15 protein-coding genes are annotated in these 17,817 nt (G+C 70.5%); 4 read left to right on the top strand and 11 right to left on the bottom strand.

What is annotated here, in order from left to right:
- The first annotated feature begins 112 nt into the window (after positions 1–112).
- The 4 genes from OG841_RS37315 to atzF are packed head-to-tail and all read left to right on the top strand — an operon-like array spanning position 113 to position 6,781.
- Entirely contained in the window at positions 113–937 is an 825-nt protein-coding gene (locus tag OG841_RS37315; RefSeq protein ID WP_365120711.1) for an urea amidolyase associated protein UAAP1, read from the top strand.
- A complete protein-coding gene (locus OG841_RS37310; protein ID WP_328637346.1) occupies positions 934–1,551 on the top strand; it encodes an urea amidolyase associated protein UAAP2 in 618 nt (205 codons plus the stop codon). Before OG841_RS37315 ends, OG841_RS37310 begins: the two co-directional genes overlap by 4 nt.
- The gene (locus OG841_RS37305; RefSeq protein WP_365120708.1) at positions 1,548–5,084 is read left to right on the top strand and encodes a 5-oxoprolinase/urea amidolyase family protein; all 3,537 of its coding nucleotides are present in this window, start codon (positions 1,548–1,550) and stop codon (positions 5,082–5,084) included. The genes OG841_RS37310 and OG841_RS37305 overlap by 4 nt, the downstream gene beginning before the upstream one ends.
- Positions 5,085–5,134: 50 nt before the next feature.
- The gene (gene atzF / locus OG841_RS37300) at positions 5,135–6,781 is read left to right on the top strand and encodes an allophanate hydrolase (protein WP_365120706.1); all 1,647 of its coding nucleotides are present in this window, start codon (positions 5,135–5,137) and stop codon (positions 6,779–6,781) included.
- 13 nt (positions 6,782–6,794) lie between these two features.
- Here the strand turns inward: atzF and OG841_RS37295 are convergent, their stop codons facing one another.
- The 11 genes from OG841_RS37295 to pafA all read right to left on the bottom strand — a co-directional run bounded on the left by OG841_RS37295 (position 6,795) and on the right by pafA (position 17,812).
- Entirely contained in the window at positions 6,795–9,656 is a 2,862-nt protein-coding gene (locus tag OG841_RS37295) for a DEAD/DEAH box helicase (protein WP_328637349.1), read from the bottom strand.
- A gap of 58 nt (positions 9,657–9,714) precedes the next feature.
- Positions 9,715–10,605 (bottom strand): diacylglycerol kinase, encoded by an 891-nt coding sequence (locus OG841_RS37290; RefSeq protein ID WP_328637350.1) that lies wholly within the window; start codon positions 10,603–10,605, stop codon positions 9,715–9,717.
- 30 nt (positions 10,606–10,635) lie between these two features.
- Positions 10,636–11,586, bottom strand: a complete 951-nt coding sequence (gene tatC, locus OG841_RS37285; protein WP_328637351.1) for a twin-arginine translocase subunit TatC — start codon at positions 11,584–11,586, stop codon at positions 10,636–10,638.
- Between the two features lie 48 nt (positions 11,587–11,634).
- Positions 11,635–11,922 carry a Sec-independent protein translocase subunit TatA gene (tatA, locus tag OG841_RS37280; RefSeq protein WP_328637352.1) on the bottom strand — a complete coding sequence of 96 codons (288 nt, stop codon included), beginning with the start codon at positions 11,920–11,922 and terminating at the stop codon, positions 11,635–11,637.
- Between the two features lie 258 nt (positions 11,923–12,180).
- Entirely contained in the window at positions 12,181–12,375 is a 195-nt protein-coding gene (locus OG841_RS37275) for a hypothetical protein (protein ID WP_328637353.1), read from the bottom strand.
- 10 nt (positions 12,376–12,385) lie between these two features.
- Positions 12,386–12,676, bottom strand: coding sequence for a hypothetical protein (locus OG841_RS37270; protein WP_328637354.1), 291 nt, complete (start codon positions 12,674–12,676; stop codon positions 12,386–12,388).
- Positions 12,673–13,710: a helix-turn-helix transcriptional regulator gene (locus OG841_RS37265; RefSeq protein WP_306983962.1), complete on the bottom strand. Its 1,038-nt coding sequence runs from the start codon at positions 13,708–13,710 to the stop codon at positions 12,673–12,675. Before OG841_RS37265 ends, OG841_RS37270 begins: the two co-directional genes overlap by 4 nt.
- Positions 13,711–13,728: 18 nt before the next feature.
- Positions 13,729–14,682 carry a helix-turn-helix transcriptional regulator gene (locus OG841_RS37260; RefSeq protein WP_328637355.1) on the bottom strand — a complete coding sequence of 318 codons (954 nt, stop codon included), beginning with the start codon at positions 14,680–14,682 and terminating at the stop codon, positions 13,729–13,731.
- A 176-nt stretch (positions 14,683–14,858) separates the two neighbouring features.
- Positions 14,859–15,230 (bottom strand): FKBP-type peptidyl-prolyl cis-trans isomerase, encoded by a 372-nt coding sequence (locus OG841_RS37255; RefSeq protein ID WP_020117713.1) that lies wholly within the window; start codon positions 15,228–15,230, stop codon positions 14,859–14,861.
- Between the two features lie 88 nt (positions 15,231–15,318).
- Positions 15,319–16,323, bottom strand: coding sequence for an FKBP-type peptidyl-prolyl cis-trans isomerase (locus tag OG841_RS37250; protein WP_328637356.1), 1,005 nt, complete (start codon positions 16,321–16,323; stop codon positions 15,319–15,321).
- 127 nt (positions 16,324–16,450) lie between these two features.
- Positions 16,451–17,812 carry a Pup--protein ligase gene (gene pafA / locus OG841_RS37245; protein ID WP_059196529.1) on the bottom strand — a complete coding sequence of 454 codons (1,362 nt, stop codon included), beginning with the start codon at positions 17,810–17,812 and terminating at the stop codon, positions 16,451–16,453.
- Positions 17,813–17,817 lie beyond the last annotated feature (5 nt).

The following is a 17,817-nucleotide window of genomic DNA, read 5'->3' as shown; positions in this document are numbered from 1 at the left end:
GCCTGTGAGCCCCCGGTAACCCTCTCGCAACGCCCGAGCAATCCCTCCGACCCGCGGCGCACCTAATTTCTGTCGAGCGACAGAAATAACCCCCGGAGCCGGAGGTCCCGCCATGGCCACGCAGACCACGTACGGAGCCCGAGACCACGCCCGTGCCCAGGAGGGCACCCGCGCCGAGGCCATGCCCGTCGTCCCGGCCGGCAACTGGCCGGACCCGCCCTGCGAGGCGGGCCACCTGGTGTGGGCGGAGACCGTCGCGGGCGGCAACTACACCCACCGCGTCCTCGCCCGCGGCACCGAACTGCGCCTCACCGACCCGCACGGAGACGCCTGCGCCCACCTCCTCCTGTACGCGGAGGGCCGCCCCTGGGAGCGTCTGAACGTCGCCGACACGGTCAAGGTCCAGTGGAACGCCTACCTCGGCGAGGGCCAACTGCTCCTGTCCGACCAGGGCCGCGTCCTCGCAAGCGTCGTCGTCGACACCTCCGGTCGCCACGACGCCCTGTGCGGCACCTCCACCCTGGTCAGCAACACCGGGCGCTACGGCGACGGCACCCCCCAGAGCCCCTCCCCCGCCGGTCGTGAGCTCTTCAAACTGGCCGCCGCGAAGAACGGCCTCGAACCCCGCGATCTCCCCCCGTCCCTGTCCTTCTTCCAGGGCGTCCGGATCCGCGAGGACGGCACGCTCGACTTCACCGGCTCGGCGGGCCCCGGCGGCAGCGTCACCCTTCGCGCCGAACAGGACGTGACGGTACTGATCGCGAACGTCCCGCACCCCGCCGACCCACGGCCCGACTACCTCAGCACCCCCCTGGAAGTCCTCGCCTGGCGCGCCGAACCCACCCGCGCCGGCGACGCCCTCTGGGACGCCACCCCCGAAGGCCGCCGCGCCTTCCTCAACACCGCCGAATTCCTGGCCTCGAAGGGACGCGCATGAAGACCGTGGTTCCGGCCCGCGCCGCCTGGTCCCGCGTCATCCGCGAGGGCGAGACGCTCACCATCACCGATCTGCACGGCAACCAGGCCGTGGACTTCCTCGTCTACGACGCCCACGACACGGCGGTCCGCTACAGCGCCCCCGACACCGTCCAGGCGCAGGGCGGCATCTTCCTCACCACGGGCAGCGTGCTGATGTCCGGCGAGCACACCCCGCTGATGACGGTCACCGCCGACGACGTGGGCCGCCACGACACCGTCGGCGGCGCCTGCTCCAAAGAGTCGAACACCCTGCGCTACGGCCATCACACCTGGTCGCAGCACGCCTGCGTGGACAACTTCCTCGCCGAGGGCGCGAAGCACGGTCTCGGCAAGCGCGACCTCGTCTCCAACATCAACTGGTACATGAACGTGCCGGTCGAGCAGGACGGCACCCTCGGCATCGTCGACGGCATCTCCGCCCCGGGCCTCTCGCTCACCCTGCGCGCCGAACGCGACGTCCTCGTCCTGGTCTCCAACTGCCCCCAGATCAACAACCCGTGCAACGGCTTCGACCCGACACCCGTGGAGATGACGATCGAGGCCGCCGAGACGACGATCGGGGACGCACGATGACCTTCGACACCCTCCTCGTCGCCAACCGGGGCGAGATAGCGGTCCGGATCATCCGCACGGCCCGCGAGGTGGGCCTGCGGACGGTCGCGGTGTACTCCGACGCCGACCGGGCCGCACCGCACGTCCGACTCGCCGACCAGGCCGTACGCCTCGGCCCCGCACCCGCGAAGGAGTCGTACCTCGACGCCGACCTGGTGCTGAAGGCCGCCAAGGACTCGGGCGCGGGCGCGATCCATCCCGGTTACGGCTTTCTGTCCGAGGACGCCGCCTTCGCCCGCCGTTGCGAGGACGCGGGGATCGTGTTCGTGGGTCCGACGCCCGAGCAGTTGGAGCTCTTCGGCGCGAAGCACACGGCACGGGCGGCGGCGGAGGCGGCCGGGGTGCCCCTGGCACCGGGCACGGGACTGCTGCCGTCTCTCGACGAGGCTCTCGCATCCGCGGCGGCCATCGGCTATCCCGTCATGCTCAAGGCCACCGGCGGTGGCGGCGGCATCGGCATGTCGGCCTGCCACTCCGCCGACGAACTGACCGACGCCTGGGACCGGGTGCAGCGCGTCGCCGCGGCCTCCTTCTCCTCCGCCGGCGTCTTCCTGGAACGGCTCGTGGAGCACGCCCGCCATGTCGAGGTACAGGTCTTCGGCGACGGCGAGGGCAGGGTCGTCACCTTCGGCGACCGCGACTGCTCCCTCCAGCGCCGCAACCAGAAGGTCCTGGAGGAGGCTCCGGCACCAGGTCTCCCCTCGCACGTCCGCGCACAACTCGCGGACAGCGCACGTGAGTTGTGCGCCGCCGTCGGCTACCGCTCCGCGGGAACCGTCGAGTTCGTCTACGACGCCGCCCGCGAGGAGGCGTACTTCCTGGAGGTCAACACCCGCCTCCAGGTGGAGCATCCGGTCACCGAGGAGATCTACGGCGTCGACCTGGTCGCCTGGATGCTCCGACTGGCCCGCGGCGAGCGGGATGTCGTACGCGAACCGGATCCGCCGCACGGCCACGCCGTCGAGGCACGCATCTACGCCGAGGATCCCTCGCGTGAACACCGGCCCAGCGCCGGGCTGTTGACGCGGGTCGAGTTCCCCACCGGAGTCCGGGTCGACGGCTGGGTGGAGACGGGCACCGAGGTGACGACGTCGTACGACCCGATGCTCGCGAAGATCATCGCCTACGGCCCCGACCGCGCCCACGCCCTCCGACGGCTGGACGAAGCCCTGGAGCGCACCCGTGTCGACGGCATCGAGACCAACCTGGGCCTGGTCCGGGCGGCGCTCGCGGACCAGCGCCTCGCCAGGGCGACCCACTCGACGGCGACTCTCTCCCAGGTTCAGGACCCGACCCCACGCATCGAGGTCATGGCCGCCGGCACCCTCACCACCGTGCAGGACTGGCCGGGCCGTACCGGCTACTGGCAGGTCGGCGTACCCCCGTGCGGCCCGATGGACGACCGTTCCTTCCGGCTCGGCAACACGGCGCTGGGCAACCCGGAAAGTGCTCCCGGCCTCGAGTGCACCTTGCAGGGCCCGTCGTTGAGGTTCACCCACGCCACGACCGTCTGCGTGACGGGCGCCCCCGCCCCGGTCGCCGTCGACGGCACTCCGGTCGCCCAGTGGGAGCCGGTGACCGTGCCCGCAGGTGGTGTCCTGGAGGTCGGCGCACCCGCCGAACACGGTCTGCGGACGTACGTCCTCTTCGCGGGCGGCCTCGACGTCCCGGCCTTCCTCGGCAGCGCGAGCACCTTCACGCTGGGCCGCTTCGGCGGACACGGCGGCCGGGCCCTGCGGACGGGCGACGTACTGCACGGAGGCCGCCAGGCCGAGGGGCCGCTGCTCGCAGAGGCTCAGGCCGAAGGAACACCGGTCGAGGACCGTCCCTCCTACACCTCCACCTGGCACATCGCCGCCGTGGAAGGCCCGCACGCCGCCCCGGAGTTCTTCACCGAGGACGACATCCGCGACTTCTACGCCGCCGACTGGAAGGTCCACTTCAACTCGGCCCGCACCGGTGTCCGCCTGGTCGGCCCCAAACCCCGCTGGGCCCGCAGCGACGGCGGCGAGGCCGGCCTGCACCCCTCCAACATCCACGACACCCCCTACTCGGTCGGCGCGGTCGACTACACGGGCGACATGCCGGTGCTGCTGGGCCCGGACGGGCCCTCCCTCGGCGGGTTCGTGTGCCCGGCGACCGTCATCAGCACCGAGCGCTGGAAGCTGGGCCAGCTGCGCCCGGGCGACACCGTGCGGTTCATGCCGGTGGACGTCGCGGGCGAGCCCCGCCCGGCGATCGTGGACGGCGGTGTCCTCACCCGCGACGGTGACGTGACCTACCGCCGCAGCGGCGACGACAACCTGCTGGTCGAATTCGGCCCCATGCAGCTGGACCTGGCGCTGCGCATGCGTGTCCACGCGCTGATGGACGCGGTGGCCGAGCAGGGCCTCGACGGCGTCACCGACCTCACCCCGGGCATCCGCTCCCTCCAGATCCAGACGGACCCCGGCCGCCTCCCCCAGCACGAACTCCTCGCCGTCGTACGGGAGATCACCGCATCCCTGCCCCCGTCCGACGAGTTGGTCGTCCGCTCCCGCACGGTCCACCTCCCCCTCTCCTGGGACGACCCCGCCACCCGCGAGGCGATCGCCCGCTACATGGCGGGCGTTCGGGACGACGCGCCCTGGTGCCCCTGGAACATCGAGTTCATCCGCCGCGTCAACGGCCTGGAGTCGGTGGACGACGTCTACCGCACGGTCTTCGACGCGGAGTACCTCGTCCTGGGCCTGGGCGACGTCTACCTGGGCGCCCCGGTGGCCACCCCGCTCGACCCGCGCCACCGCCTGGTGACCACGAAGTACAACCCGGCGCGCACCTGGACGGCCGAGAACTCCGTCGGGATCGGCGGAGCGTATCTCTGCGTCTACGGCATGGAGGGCCCCGGTGGCTACCAGTTCGTGGGCCGTACGACCCAGGTGTGGTCGCCCTGGCAGCAGCGCGGCGCGTTCGAGCCGGGCTCGCCCTGGCTGCTGCGCTTCTTCGACCGCATCAGGTGGTATCCGGTGGACGCGGACGAACTCCTGGAGCTGCGGGCCGACATCACGTCCGGCCGCTTCGTTCCCCGGATCGAGGAGGGCACCTTCTCGCTCGCCGCGTACCAGTCGTTCCTCGCCGAACACGCCGAGTCCATAGCGGAGTTCAGGGCACAGCAGCAGGTGGCCTTCTCCGCGGAGCGGGACGCGTGGGAAGCGGCGGGCGAGTTCGCGCGGGCAGCGGAGACGTCGCCACCGGCTGTCCCCTCCGCCGAGGTCACGGTCCCTCCGGGCGGACGTCTCATCGAGGCCGAATTCGCCGCTTCCGTATGGCAGTTGAACGTCGAGCCGGGCGACGAGGTGGCGGCCGGCCAGCCGCTGCTCGCCCTGGAGGCGATGAAGATGGAGTCCAGGGTGCACGCGCCGACGGACGGCGTGGTCGCGGAGATCCTGGCCAGGCCGGGCGACCAGGTGGAGGCGGGGACGGCACTGCTCGTCCTGGCCCCGGCCGCACAGTGAAGCCCGGCCGCACAGGAAAACCTGGTCGCACAGTGAATGAGGAGCGAGCCATGTCCACCACCGTCACCCGGGTCCGTGCCGCCTATGACCGCATCGAGGCCGTGGACCGCCCCGAGATCTGGATCGACCTGCGCCCCCGGGAGGAGGTCGAGCGGGAAGCCCGGACGATCGACGAACGGCTCGCGAAGGGCGAGCGACTCCCCCTCGCGGGACGCCTGCTCGCGGCCAAGGGCAACATCGACGTGGCCGGCCTTCCCACCACGGCGGGCTGTCCGTCGTACGCCTACCATCCGGAGGCCGATGCCCCGGTCGTCGCAGGTCTCCGCGCGGCGGGCGCGATCGTGCTCGGCACCACGAACCTGGACCAGTTCGCGACGGGCCTGGTCGGCACCCGTTCCCCGCACGGCGCGGTCCGCAACGCGTACGACCCGGCCAAGGTGAGCGGCGGCTCCAGCTCCGGCTCGGCCGTCGCGGTGGCCCTGGGCATCGTCGACTTCGCCCTCGGTACCGACACGGCGGGCTCGGGCAGGGTCCCGGCCGCCTTCAACGGCATCGTCGGCCTCAAACCCACCCGCGGTCTGGTCCCGACGGCCGGAGTCGTCCCGGCCTGCGCCTCGATCGACTGCGTGACGGTGTTCGCCCGCACCCTGCCGGAGGCCGAGCAGGCCCTGTCCCACATGGCGACCGGCACGACCCCGCCCCTCCCCGCACGCCGCCCCGGCCCGTGGCGGATCGCTGTTCCCGCGCGCGACCAACTCGGCGAACTGGACGAGGGCTGGGCTCAGGCGTACGAGGCAGCGGTGGCGCAGCTTGCGGCGACGGGCGCGACGCTCCGCGAGCTGGATCTGTCGCCGTTCACGGACGCCGCGGCGATGCTCTACGAGGGCGCCTTCGTGGCCGAGCGCTACACGGCGGTGGGAGCCTTTGTCGACAAGGCGACAGCAGCGGGCGACGACTCCCTGGACCCCACGGTCGCCGGCATCATCACCCGGGCCCGCGACCTCCCGGCCCACCAGCTCTACGCCGACATGGACCGCCTGGCCGCGCTCCGCACGCGCGCGCTGGCCGAACTGGCCGACGCGGACGCCCTCCTCCTGCCCACGACCCCCGGCCACCCCACCCTCGCCGAGGTGGCCGCCGATCCCCTGGGGGCCAACGCCCGCCTGGGCCGCTTCACCAACTCCACGAACCTCTTCGACCTGGCCGCGGCAGCCGTCCCGGCGGGCGAGGTGAACGGCCTCCCGTTCGGCGTGATGCTGATCGGGCCGGCGTACACCGATGAGCGGCTGGCGAGGATCGCGAGCCTGCTCCAGCCGGAGACCCGGCTCGCGGTGGTCGGCGCGCACCTGACGGGACAGCCGCTGAACCCCCAACTCCTCGCGCTGGGCGCCCGCCTGGACCGTACGACCACCACGGCGCCGGTCTACCGCCTGCACGCCCTGCGGACGGCCCCACCGAAGCCGGGCCTGGTCCACGTGGGCGAGGGCGGCGCCGCGATCGAAGCGGAGGTGTGGCGGCTGCCGGCGGAGGGCCTCGGCCGCCTCCTGACCGCGCTCCCCCGCCCGATGACGCTGGGCAGTGTGCAACTGGCCGACGGCACCGAGGTTCCCGGCTTCCTGTGCGAGCCGTCCGCTCTCACGGACGCCGAGGACATCACGTCATGCGGAGGCTGGCGGTCCTATCTGAAAGCCGAGTAGGTCGACCGATCCCTCACCCCACCGACGAGTAGGCCACAACCCCCCGCAGCAACAGATCGACAGCCTTCCGCGCGTTCTTCGCGACGGAGGAATTCCCACCCCCCGACACCGGAGCCGCCGCCGAGATCTGCCCCAGCACATCGATCACCTGCTTGCACCACCGCACGAAGTCCCCGGCAGGCATCTCCGCCTCCCGCAGCACCTCGTCGAGCCCCTTCCCACTGGCCCACATGTACGCGGACCAGGCGAACCCGAGATCCGGCTCCCGCTGCCCGACCCCCTCGGTCTGGTTGATCCGGAAGTCCTCCTCGAGGGCGTCGAGCCGCCCCCAGATCCGCACCATCTCACCGAGCGCCGCCTTGGCCTTGCCGGACGGCACCTTGGGTGCCATGGCGTCGTCGCCGACCCGGGACTCGTACACCAACGCCGAGACGCATGCGGCCAGTTCGGCAGGGGCGAGCCCCTCCCAGACCCCTTCGCGCAGGCACTCGCTGGCCAGGAGGTCGAGCTCGCCGTACAACCGGGCCAGCCGCTTGCCGTGCTCGGTGACCTCGTCGGCCCGCAGATAGTCCAGCTCGGTCAGGAGTGCCACGATCCGGTCGAAGGTGCGGGCGATCGTGTTCGTACGCCCCTCGATGCGCCGCTCGAGCTGCGAGGTGTCCCGCAGCAGCCGGTGATACCGCTCGGCCCAACGGGCGTGGTCCTCACGGTCGTTGCACCCATGGCAGGGATGCGCCCGGATCGCCGTCCGCAGCCGCGCGATCTCGCGGTCGTCGGCCGCCTGGGAGCGCTGCTTACGGGCCCGCTCCGGCGGAATGTGCCCCGCCTTGGTGCGCAGCGCGGAGGCCAGGTCCCGACGGGACTGCGGTGAGCGCGGGTTGAAGGACTTCGGGATCCGCATCCGCTCCAACGGCTCGACCGGCACCGGGAAGTCCATCGACGCGAGCCGCTTGACCTGCCGCTCGGCGGTCAGCACCAGCGGCCGCGGGCCGTCGTGGTGCTCGAAGCCCCGGTGGCCGTTGGACCGCCCTGCGGGCAGGCCCGGGTCCAGCACCAGCGCGAGACCGGCGTACTTGCCCGTCGGCACATGGATGACGTCGCCCGGCTTGAGCTTCTCCAGCGCCACGGCAGCCTCGGCCCGCCGCTGGGCGACGCCCTGCCGGGCCAGCTCGGTCTCGCGGTCCTTGAGCTCGCGGCGCAGCCGCGCGTACTCCTCGAAGTCGCCGAGGTGGCAGGTCATGGAGGCCTTGTAGCCGTCGAGGCCCTCCTCGTTGCGCTGCACCTGACGCGAGATCCCGACGACCGACTTGTCGGCCTGGAACTGCGCGAACGACGTCTCGAGCAGCTCGCGCGAGCGGTGCCGACCGAACTGCTCGACGAGGTTGACCGCCATGTTGTACGACGGCTTGAAGCTGGAACGCAGTGGGTAGGTGCGCGTGCCGGCCAGCCCGGCCAGGTGCTCCGGGCTGCTCCCGCGCTGCCACAGCACCACCGCGTGACCCTCGATGTCGATGCCGCGCCGCCCGGCACGCCCCGTCAACTGGGTGTACTCACCGGGGGTGATGTCGGCGTGCTGCTCGCCGTTCCACTTGACGAGTTTCTCCAGCACGACCGAGCGCGCGGGCATGTTGATGCCCAGCGCGAGCGTCTCGGTCGCGAACACGGCCTTGACCAGGCCGCGCACGAACAGCTCCTCGACGACCTCCTTGAACGTCGGCAGCATGCCCGCGTGGTGGGCCGCGATACCGCGCTCCAGGCCCTCGAGCCACTCGTAGTACCCGAGGACATGGAGGTCCTCGGTCGGGATGGAGGCCGTGCGCCCCTCGACGAGGGCGCGCACCTTCCCGCGTGCCTCGTCGTCGTTGAGCCGCAGCCCCGCGTACAGGCACTGCTGTACGGCCGCCTCGCAGGCGGCGCGGCTGAAGATGAACGTGATGGCGGGCAGCAGGCCCTCGGCGTCCAGTCGCTCGATGACCTCGGGCCGGCTCGGCGTCCACACCTTCGACCGCTGCCGCCGCTCGCGCTCCCGGTCGGCCTCGCGCATCGCCCGGCCGCGTCTGCGGTCCTGGTACGACGGCCGCTGGGCCTCCATGCGGGCCAGCCGGGCGAGGTCGGGGTTGACGGCCTTCTTGCTGCCCTCGCCCTCCTCGAACAGGTCGTACATCCGGCGCCCGGCGAGCACGTGCTGGAACAGCGGCACGGGCCGGTGCTCGGAGACGATCACCTGGGTGTCGCCGCGGACGGTGTCGAGCCAGTCGCCGAACTCCTCGGCGTTGGACACGGTCGCCGACAGCGACACCAGGGTCACCGACTCGGGGAGATGGATGATCACCTCTTCCCATACGGCGCCCCGGAAGCGGTCGGAGAGGTAGTGCACCTCGTCCATGACCACGTATCCGAGGCCGAGGAGGGTCTGCGAGCCCGCGTACAGCATGTTCCGCAGCACCTCGGTGGTCATCACGACCACGGGGGCGTCGGAGTTGACACTGTTGTCACCGGTGAGCAGGCCGACCTTGTCGGCGCCGTAACGGCGGCTCAGGTCCGCGTACTTCTGGTTGGACAGTGCCTTGATGGGTGTGGTGTAGAAGCATTTCTTGCCCTGCTGGAGGGCGAGGTGGACGGCGAACTCGCCGACGATCGTCTTGCCGGAGCCGGTGGGAGCGGCGACCAGCACGCCCTTGCCCCCTTCGAGGGCCTGACAGGCCTCGATCTGGAAGGGGTCGAGACCGAAGTCGTACATCTCGCGGAAGCCCGCGAGCGCGGTGGCCTGCTCGGCTGCCCGCAGGCGGGCTGCCGCGTACCGCTCGGCCGGTGAGAGGTCCTCTGTCATCGTGCTTTCGAGCGTACCCGGCGGCACTGACAACAGGACGATCATTATCCGGATCGGAGTCCGCGAAACCTGCTCTTCACGCAGTTCACGGGCCCACCGCAGTTCACGGGCCCACCACGGACACCGCCCCGCGCACACAGCGCGCGCTCAGCGGCAGCGGCCCGAGCGGCTCGCCGTCCGCATAGCCCGTGACGTCCTCGGCGGCGATCTCGACCCGCGCGGCCCGCAGCACGGTCACCTTGGGGTGGTCGACATGGGTGCCCCGGTACACGCTCGGGAACACCCGCAGCAGGGTCCTACGGCTGCAGTCCCCGACCACGGTGATGTCGAAGAGCCCGTCGGTGAGGTCCGCGCCCGGGCAGATCCGCATGCCACCGCCGTACGACGATCCGTTGCCGACGGCCACCAGGGTCGCCTCGACCTCGCGGACCCGGCCGTCGTCGAGCGTGATCCGGTACGGGACGGGCCGGAAGCCGGCCAGTTCGGCGAGCATCGCGAGGTCGTACTTGAGGCGGCCCGCGGGCCATCTCATGCGGTTGCCGCGGTCGTTGACCCGGGAGTCGAAGCCGGAGGCGAGGACGGTGCCGAACCAGTGGTCACCGACCCGGCCCAGGTCGATGTCGTGGACCCGGCCCTCCTTGAGGGCGCCGGCGATCAGCCGGCCCGCGGCGGCGGGATCGCGCACCGGCAGGCCCAGCGTGCGGGCGAAGTCGTTGCCGGTACCGACGGCGACCAGGCCGAACGGGGTGCGGGTGCCGGCCACGGCCTGGAGGGCGAGGTTGGCCATTCCGTCGCCGCCGACGGCGACGAGTGCCCCTGTGCCCTCGTCCACGGCGGCACGCGCGCGTGCGAGGGCGTCGGCGGCGTCCTCGCCGAGCACGGTCCGCACCGCGAATCCGGCCGCCCGCAAAGCGGAAGCGGCCGGCTGCGCCGCGTGGGCGCCCCGGCCGCGGCCCGCGGTGGGGTTGACGAAGAGGGTGATCTCGCTGGTCACGGAAGTGACCTTACGAGCCGAGTCCCCTCGTCAGGTCACGTCGTCATAACCGTTGACCCGGTCCGCACCCGACTGCTCGGGCAGCGCCCGGCTCGCGGAGACGGTCTCGACCTCGCCGATGTCCTCGGGGGTGAGATCCAGGTCGGAGGCCTCGTCGTCGTCGGGGCCCTCGGCCTCGCGACGGCGCTTGCGCCGGTCGTTGAGGAGGGAGAAGGCGGTCGCCCCGAAGTACAGGATCCAGATCGGCGCGGCGAGGGCCAGCATCGTCAGCGGGTCGGTGCTCGGTGTCGCTATAGCCGCGAACACGGTGATGGCCATGATCATGCCGCGCCACCAGCCGAGCATCCGCTTGCCGGTGATCAGCCCGGTGAGGTTGAGGAAGACCAGCAGCAGGGGCAGCTCGAAGGAGAGACCGAAGACCAGCACCATCCGCAGGACGAGGTCGAGCAGGTCGTCCAACGGCAGCAGGTTGGCGGTGCCGCCCGGGGTGAAGCCGATCAGCACCTGCGCCGTGGTCGGCAGGACCGAGTAGGCGAAGTAGGCGCCGACGAGGAAGAGCGGGGCGCCCGTGCCGACGAACGCGTAGGCGTACTTCTTCTCGTGCCGGTGCAGGCCGGGTGCGACGAAGGCCCACAGCTGGTAGAGCCAGACCGGCGAGGCCGCGACGACGCCGGCCATCAGCGACACCTTCAGGGCCAGCGTGAAGGGCGTCAGCAGACCGTTGATCGTGATCTCGGCGCACGGCTTGGTCGACTGTGTCGACTTGGCCAGTTCCGCGAAGGACTTGTCACAGCCGACCGAGTCGAGGATCGGCTTGGTGATCAAGTTGATGATGTCGTTGTAGAAGAAGGCGGCCACCACCGTGACGATGACGATGGCCAGCATCGCCTTCGCGAGCCGGTTGCGGAGCTCACGAAGGTGATCCGCGAGAGGCATCCGCCCCTCGGGATCCCTCTCTTCTCTGCGGGCAGACTTCAGCAACCCACGTTCCCATCTCGTGCGGGCGGGCCGGAGGTCACCGGCCCCGCGTCAGCGCTTGGTCGTGTCCGTCGGCTCGGTGACCGGGCGCGAGCTCGTCACGTCGCCGGGCGCGGCCTGGATGGTGCGCTGAGCAGGGGTCTGCTCGTCGGTGTTGGGCGGACCGGCCGGAGTGGCCGTGCTGCTGCCCTCGTCCTTCATCGCCTTGGCCTCGCTCTTGAGGATGCGAGCGGACTTGCCGAGCGAGCGCGCCATGTCGGGAAGCTTCTTCGCGCCGAACAGCAGGATGACGACGACGAGGATGAGAATGATCTCGGGGGCGCCGAGCCTTCCGAACATAAGTCTTTACCTTCTCACCGAGGCGGCTTGTGGGGTGCTGTCCGACCGGTCGGACGTGTGTCCGATCAGTCGTGCTGACAGCGATCGTAACGCTCAGGGGTGAACGCCTGGCAATCCCTGTGCGTACTCCCGGTTCGCGGCCGAGCCTCGTTATCCGAACCGCGACCAGCAGCGTACCTGCCGACCGGGCCAAGGTGACAGGTCGAAGTGGCCCAAAACGCATGCGCCGCTCGACTCACACCCAACTCTCAGCCGTACTCACAGTGAGTCCGCAGAACGGGCCGTGCTCACCGCCGCCCGCTCCAGGTCCTCCGCGGCCCGGCTGATCCGCCGCGCGGAGTCCGTGACCTGGCGCCCCAGACGCTGCGCCTCCAGAAAGACCCGGACGGCGAGCACACCCAGGACGGCGAGACCCAAGAAACCCAGTGCTACCGCGAACATCGGCCAGAACATGGCACCGAGCCTAGAGGGTGGAGTGCAGCCGCAGTGTCCGGACCCCGCCGCCGGTCAGCAGTTCCACGATCCGCTCGCCGGCGGGCTTGCGGACGGCCGCGCCGCACTCGGGGCAGGTGAAGGAGTAGAAGGTGGCGCGGCTGGTCGCTCCGATGGCGAGGCGCAGGGCGGCGGCGGCCAGCTCGAACCGCTCCCGGCAGTCCGGGCAGCTCGCCTTGAAGGACACCGGAGCCGCGCTTTTCATCCCCGCGAAGGCGGCAGCCACCGTCATGTCCGCACCAGACGTCGCCGACTCGCTCAAAGCCCCTGCTCCTGCCTGTCGTACCGACCGTCGTGCACCCGCGTCCCCGGGGTGTCCTGCGCCTCGACCCCGTCATAGGCGGCCAGCGCCTCGCGGGCCGCCTCGCGGGCGCTGTCGGCGAGGTCGCGCGGCGAGACGATGCGGCCGTCACGGCCGAGCCGGAGCGCCAGCCTCCGCAGCGATGCCGGGTCGGGAGTGCGCAGGGTAATACGCAGCCCGCCGTCGGAAAGCTCATCCGCACTGTCGTGCGGGTAGTACTCGGCGACCCAGCGGCCGCCGGGGCCCACCTCGACGACCACCTCGGGGTCCTCGGCCGCGGGCTGCACGAGCCCCTCGGACAGGTCCCTGAGCTCGACCTCGGGCGGCGCGGACGGCTCGTCGAGGATCTTGATCTCGGCGACCCGGTCGAGCCGGAAGGTGCGCCGCGCCTCGGAACGGCGGCACCAGGCCTCGACATAGGTGTGGCCGACGCTGACCAGGCGGATCGGGTCGATCTCACGCTCGGTGAGCTCGTCGCGGGCGGGCGAGTAGTAGCGGATCCACAGGCGCCGGCGCTCGGAGATGGCCCGGTCGACGTCCGCGAAGACCCCGCCCTCGGACTCGAAGGTCACCGACAGCCGCGCGCTGGCACCGGCCGTCTCACCGGCCGCGGTCTCCACCTTGGCGGTCGCCCGCAGCAGCGCCTGCCGGTCGCTCTCCCGGAGCCCGGGCAGCGTGGACACGGCGCGGGCGGCCACCAGCAGCGCGGTCGCCTCGTCGGCGGCGAGCCTGAGCGGCTCGGCCACGTCATCGGGGTTGTGCCACCAGATCCGCTCGCCGTCGGTGTCGATGTCGAGCAGATCCCCGCCGCGGAAGCTGGTGCCGCACATCGGCAGCACATCGAGGTCGGAGACCAGCTCGTCCTCGGTGATCCCGAAGGCGCGGGCGACGTCCTCGACCCGGGCGCCGGGGCGCTCCCTGAGATAGGTCACCAGGGAGAGCATCCGCCGGGTCTGGTCGATGGCGTTCGCCGGCCTGACCGGTTTGCCTGCCATGATCTCTTCCGCTCCCCCTCAGCCCTTGGCCACGGCACGCAGCCGGTCCACCACGTCGGCCCGCAACTCGGCGGGCTCCAGGACCACCACGTCCGGGCCGAACTCCACCAGCCAGGCGTCCAGGCCGTGGCCGTACGGAATCTCCAACTCGTCCCAGCCGTCGCCCAGTTCCCGCACCGAGGTGGCTTTCGCCCGCAACGGGTACCCGGCGCCCGTGCGCAGCCGGATCCGCGCGCTGCGGTCGGCGGTCTCCCCCGCCCAGCTCGCGACGGTCTCACGGACGGTCACGACGTCGGGGACCGGGGCCGTGAAGCGCGCGCCGCGCGAGCGCACCTTGCCGGTGATCCGGGAGAGCCGGAAGACCCGCTCGGCACCCCGGTCGCGGTCGAATCCGGCCAGGTACCAGTGGCCGCGCCAGCACTCCAGCGCCCATGGTTCGACATGGCGGGGCTCGGGGCGGGCGGCGGTGGCCTTGCGGTAGTCGAAGACGACCGGGCGGCGGTCCCGGCAGGCGAGCATCAGCGGCTCGAAGGAGGCCTCGTGCACCGGGATGCGCGGCTCCAGGGCGCCGTGCGCCTCGTACGGGTCGAAGTCCTCGGGCAGCCCCGCCGCGCGCAGTTTCTGCAGGGCACCACTGGCCGCGCCGGCGAGCCGGGCCTGCTGCCACACCTTGGCGGCCAGCCCCAGCGCGGCGGCCTCCTCGGCGTCGAGGGTGACGGGCGGCAGCCGGTTGCTGTCGCGGCGGGCGAGATAGCCCACTTCGCCGTCCAGGTTCTCAACGGTCTCGATCACGAGCCCGAGTTCACGCAGATCGTCCTTGTCGCGCTCGAACATCCGGTTGAAGGAGTCGTCGGAATTCGCCTCCAGGTAGGCCTCGATGGACTCCCGAAGCTCACGCTTGCTGAGCGGCCGTCGCGTCCCGAGCAGACACAGCGCCAGGTTCATCAGCCGCTCGGCCTTGGCAATGGCCATCGACGCCCTTCGCCTCCCTATGGTGCTTACGGACGATGACCGTACCGCCCCGAAGGAGCAGGGCAAAAGCCGAGGGCCCATGCCCGGACGGGCATGGACCCCGGTTGATCAGGTCCGGTCGGATGTCGTACGACGATCCGACCGCGACGCGATCCCTTATGACTCCGGTACGACGATCAGACGCCGAGGAGGTCGACCACGAAGATCAGGGTCTCACCGGGCTTGATCGCCGGGGTCGGGCTCTGGTTGCCGTAGGCGAGGTGGGCGGGAATGGTCAGCTGGCGGCGGCCGCCGACCTTCATGCCCTGCACGCCCTGGTCCCAGCCCTTGATGACCCGGCCGCCGCCCAGCGGGAAGCGGAACGGCTGGCCACGGTTCCAGCTGGCGTCGAACTCCTCGCCGGTGCTGAAGGCGACGCCCACGTAGTGGACGGTGACGGTCTGGCCGGCCTGCGCAACCTCGCCGTCGCCCTCCCAGATGTCCTTGATCTCCAGGTCCGCCGGGGGCTCGCCGCCCGGGAAGTCGATCTCGGGCTTGTCGATGCTCACGTCACTCGCTCCTGCTGGTTCACGGAAAGGCAACAGGGACCAGTCTTACATCCCCGCGGCCGGGACCTTCGCGCATGTCCCCCGTGCGTCACATCTTCGCCAGGATGTCCACGGTGAAGACCAGCGTGGAGTCCTTCTCGATCCCGCTGCCGGCCGGCGGCTTGTCGCCGTAGCCCAGCTTCGGCGGAATGGAGATCAGCACCCGGCTGCCGACCTTCTTGCCGGTCAGCCCCTGCGCCCAGCCCTTGACGACCTGCTGGAGCGAGAACGACGCCAACTGCTTGCGGCTGTACGTCGAGTCGAACTCCTTGCCGGTGTCCCACACCACGCCCTTGTACTGCACGAGCAGCGTGCTGTCGGCCGCCACCTCGTCGCCGTCGCCCTCGATGACGTACTCCGACACCAGCTTGGTGGGCGCGTCCGCCTTGGGGATCTCGATGGAGGGAGCCTTGCCGTCGGTGTTGGTGCCGACCTTGGGCAGATCCGCGTCGCTCTGCGCGATGTCCTTGCCCTTGGCGGAGCTCTTCGCGTTGAACGTGTCCTGGATGTCGACGACGAACACCAGCGTGTCGGTGCCCTTGATACCCGCCTGCGCGTTGCCCTCCTTGCCGTACCCCCAGGTGGGCGGGATGGAGAACTCGACCCGGCTGCCGGCCTTCTTGCCGGTCAGGGCGTACCGCCAGCCGTCGATGATGCTGTTCGGCGCGAGCTGGATGACCAGCGCCGTCTTACGGTCGTAGGAGTTGTCGAAGACCTTGGCCGTGCTCCAGATCTGGCCGAGGTAGTGGGCCTGGATGTAGTCGCCCTCGGCGACGGTGGTGCCGCCGCCCGCGATGACCGTCTTGACCGCGAGATCCTTCGACGGATCGCCGGTGCCCTTGGCGACCGTGGGCTTCTCACCGAACTTCGTGCCCGCCGTGATCGCCGGCAGCGGACCGTCGACGATCTTCGGCGGTGGCGCCTGCGAGGCCGAGGACGACGCCGAGGGTGACGCGCTGTCGCTCGCCTTGCTCGAGTCGGACTTGTCGTCACCGCATGCGGCGAGTGTGGCCAGTCCTGCGGGAACGGCAATGAGGAGTGAGCGTCGGCGCACGGTGGGGGCCTCGTAATCGGTCGATCTTGTTGATGGCGTGCGCGCAACTCTACGGCGTGAGAAGGGCGCCGTACGTGAAACGTACGGCGCCCGTGTTGCGTTCCGACACTGACACGGAACGCGTCGATCACATTCCGGCGATCAGTTTCTCGACCCGGTCGTCGACCGAACGGAACGGGTCCTTGCACAACACCGTGCGCTGCGCCTGGTCGTTGAGCTTGAGGTGGACCCAGTCGACGGTGAAGTCCCGGCGCTGTTCCTGGGCCCTGCGGATGAAGTCACCGCGCAGCCGGGCCCGAGTGGTCTGCGGCGGAACCGACTTGCCCTCGAAGATCTTCAAGTCGTTGCAGATACGGGCGGCTTGACCCTTCCTCTCCAGAAGGTAGTAGAGGCCACGACGGCGGTGGATGTCGTGATACGCGAGGTCTATCTGCGCGACCCGCGGGTGGGACATGGTCATGTTGTGCTTGGCCCGGTACCGCTCGATGAGCTTGTACTTCATGACCCAGTCGATCTCGGTGCCGATCCGGTCGAGGTCCTCGGCCTCGATCGCGTCCAGCGTGCGGCCCCACAGCTCCAGGACCTGCTCGACGGTGCCGGTACGGATGCCCCGGCGCTCGCAGAAGTCGACGGCCTTCTCGTAGTACTCGCGCTGCACCTCGAGGGCGGAGGCCTCCCGGCCGCTGGCCAGACGCACCTTGCGCCGGCCGGTGATGTCGTGGCTGACCTCGCGGATCGCCCGGATCGGGTTCTCCAGGGTCAGATCCCGCATCACGGTGCCCGCCTCGATCATGCGCAGCACCAGGTCGGTCGCGCCGACCTTCAGCAGCATGGTCGTCTCGGACATGTTCGAGTCGCCCACGATGACGTGCAGGCGGCGGTAGCGCTCGGCGTCGGCGTGCGGTTCGTCGCGGGTGTTGATGATCGGCCGGGAACGGGTCGTCGCCGAGGAGACGCCCTCCCAGATGTGCTCGGCCCGCTGGCTGACGCAGTACACGGCGCCCCGCGGGGTCTGCAGAACCTTGCCCGCGCCGCACAGCAGCTGACGGGTGACAAGGAAGGGAATGAGGATGTCCGCGAGCCGGGAGAACTCCCCGTGGCGTGCGACGAGATAGTTCTCGTGACAGCCGTAGGAGTTGCCGGCCGAGTCCGTGTTGTTCTTGAAGAGGTAGACGTCGCCCGCGATTCCTTCCTCGTGCAGGCGTCGTTCGGCGTCCACCAGGAGTCCTTCGAGAATGCGCTCGCCTGCTTTGTCGTGCGTGACCAGTTCGGTCACGTTGTCACATTCGGGTGTCGCGTATTCCGGATGTGACCCGACATCGAGATAGAGGCGGGCGCCGTTTCGCAGAAAGACATTGCTGCTGCGGCCCCATGACACGACACGGCGGAAGAGGTACCGCGCCACCTCGTCGGGAGACAGGCGTCGCTGTCCCCTGAACGTACACGTGACGCCGTACTCGTTCTCCAGCCCGAAAATGCGGCGGTCCATGAGTG

The sequence above is a fragment of the Streptomyces canus genome (genome assembly GCF_041435015.1).
GTDB lineage: Bacteria > Actinomycetota > Actinomycetes > Streptomycetales > Streptomycetaceae > Streptomyces > Streptomyces canus_G.
Note: the sequence above shows the minus strand (reverse complement) of the source record. Positions and strands in the feature narration are given on the sequence as shown.

What these genes read in the sequence shown, in the direction of transcription:
- OG841_RS37315 (WP_365120711.1), top strand. Translation starts at nt 113, where the DNA reads ATGGCCACGCAGACCACGTACGGAGCCCGAGACCACGCCCGTGCCCAG.
- OG841_RS37310 (WP_328637346.1), top strand. Translation starts at nt 934, where the DNA reads ATGAAGACCGTGGTTCCGGCCCGCGCCGCCTGGTCCCGCGTCATCCGC.
- OG841_RS37305 (WP_365120708.1), top strand. Translation starts at nt 1,548, where the DNA reads ATGACCTTCGACACCCTCCTCGTCGCCAACCGGGGCGAGATAGCGGTC.
- atzF (WP_365120706.1), top strand. Translation starts at nt 5,135, where the DNA reads ATGTCCACCACCGTCACCCGGGTCCGTGCCGCCTATGACCGCATCGAG.
- OG841_RS37295 (WP_328637349.1), bottom strand. Translation starts at nt 9,656, where the DNA reads ATGATCGTCCTGTTGTCAGTGCCGCCGGGTACGCTCGAAAGCACGATG.
- tatA (WP_328637352.1), bottom strand. Translation starts at nt 11,922, where the DNA reads ATGTTCGGAAGGCTCGGCGCCCCCGAGATCATTCTCATCCTCGTCGTC.
- OG841_RS37275 (WP_328637353.1), bottom strand. Translation starts at nt 12,375, where the DNA reads ATGTTCTGGCCGATGTTCGCGGTAGCACTGGGTTTCTTGGGTCTCGCC.
- OG841_RS37265 (WP_306983962.1), bottom strand. Translation starts at nt 13,710, where the DNA reads ATGGCAGGCAAACCGGTCAGGCCGGCGAACGCCATCGACCAGACCCGG.
- OG841_RS37260 (WP_328637355.1), bottom strand. Translation starts at nt 14,682, where the DNA reads ATGGCCATTGCCAAGGCCGAGCGGCTGATGAACCTGGCGCTGTGTCTG.
- pafA (WP_059196529.1), bottom strand. Translation starts at nt 17,812, where the DNA reads ATGGACCGCCGCATTTTCGGGCTGGAGAACGAGTACGGCGTCACGTGT.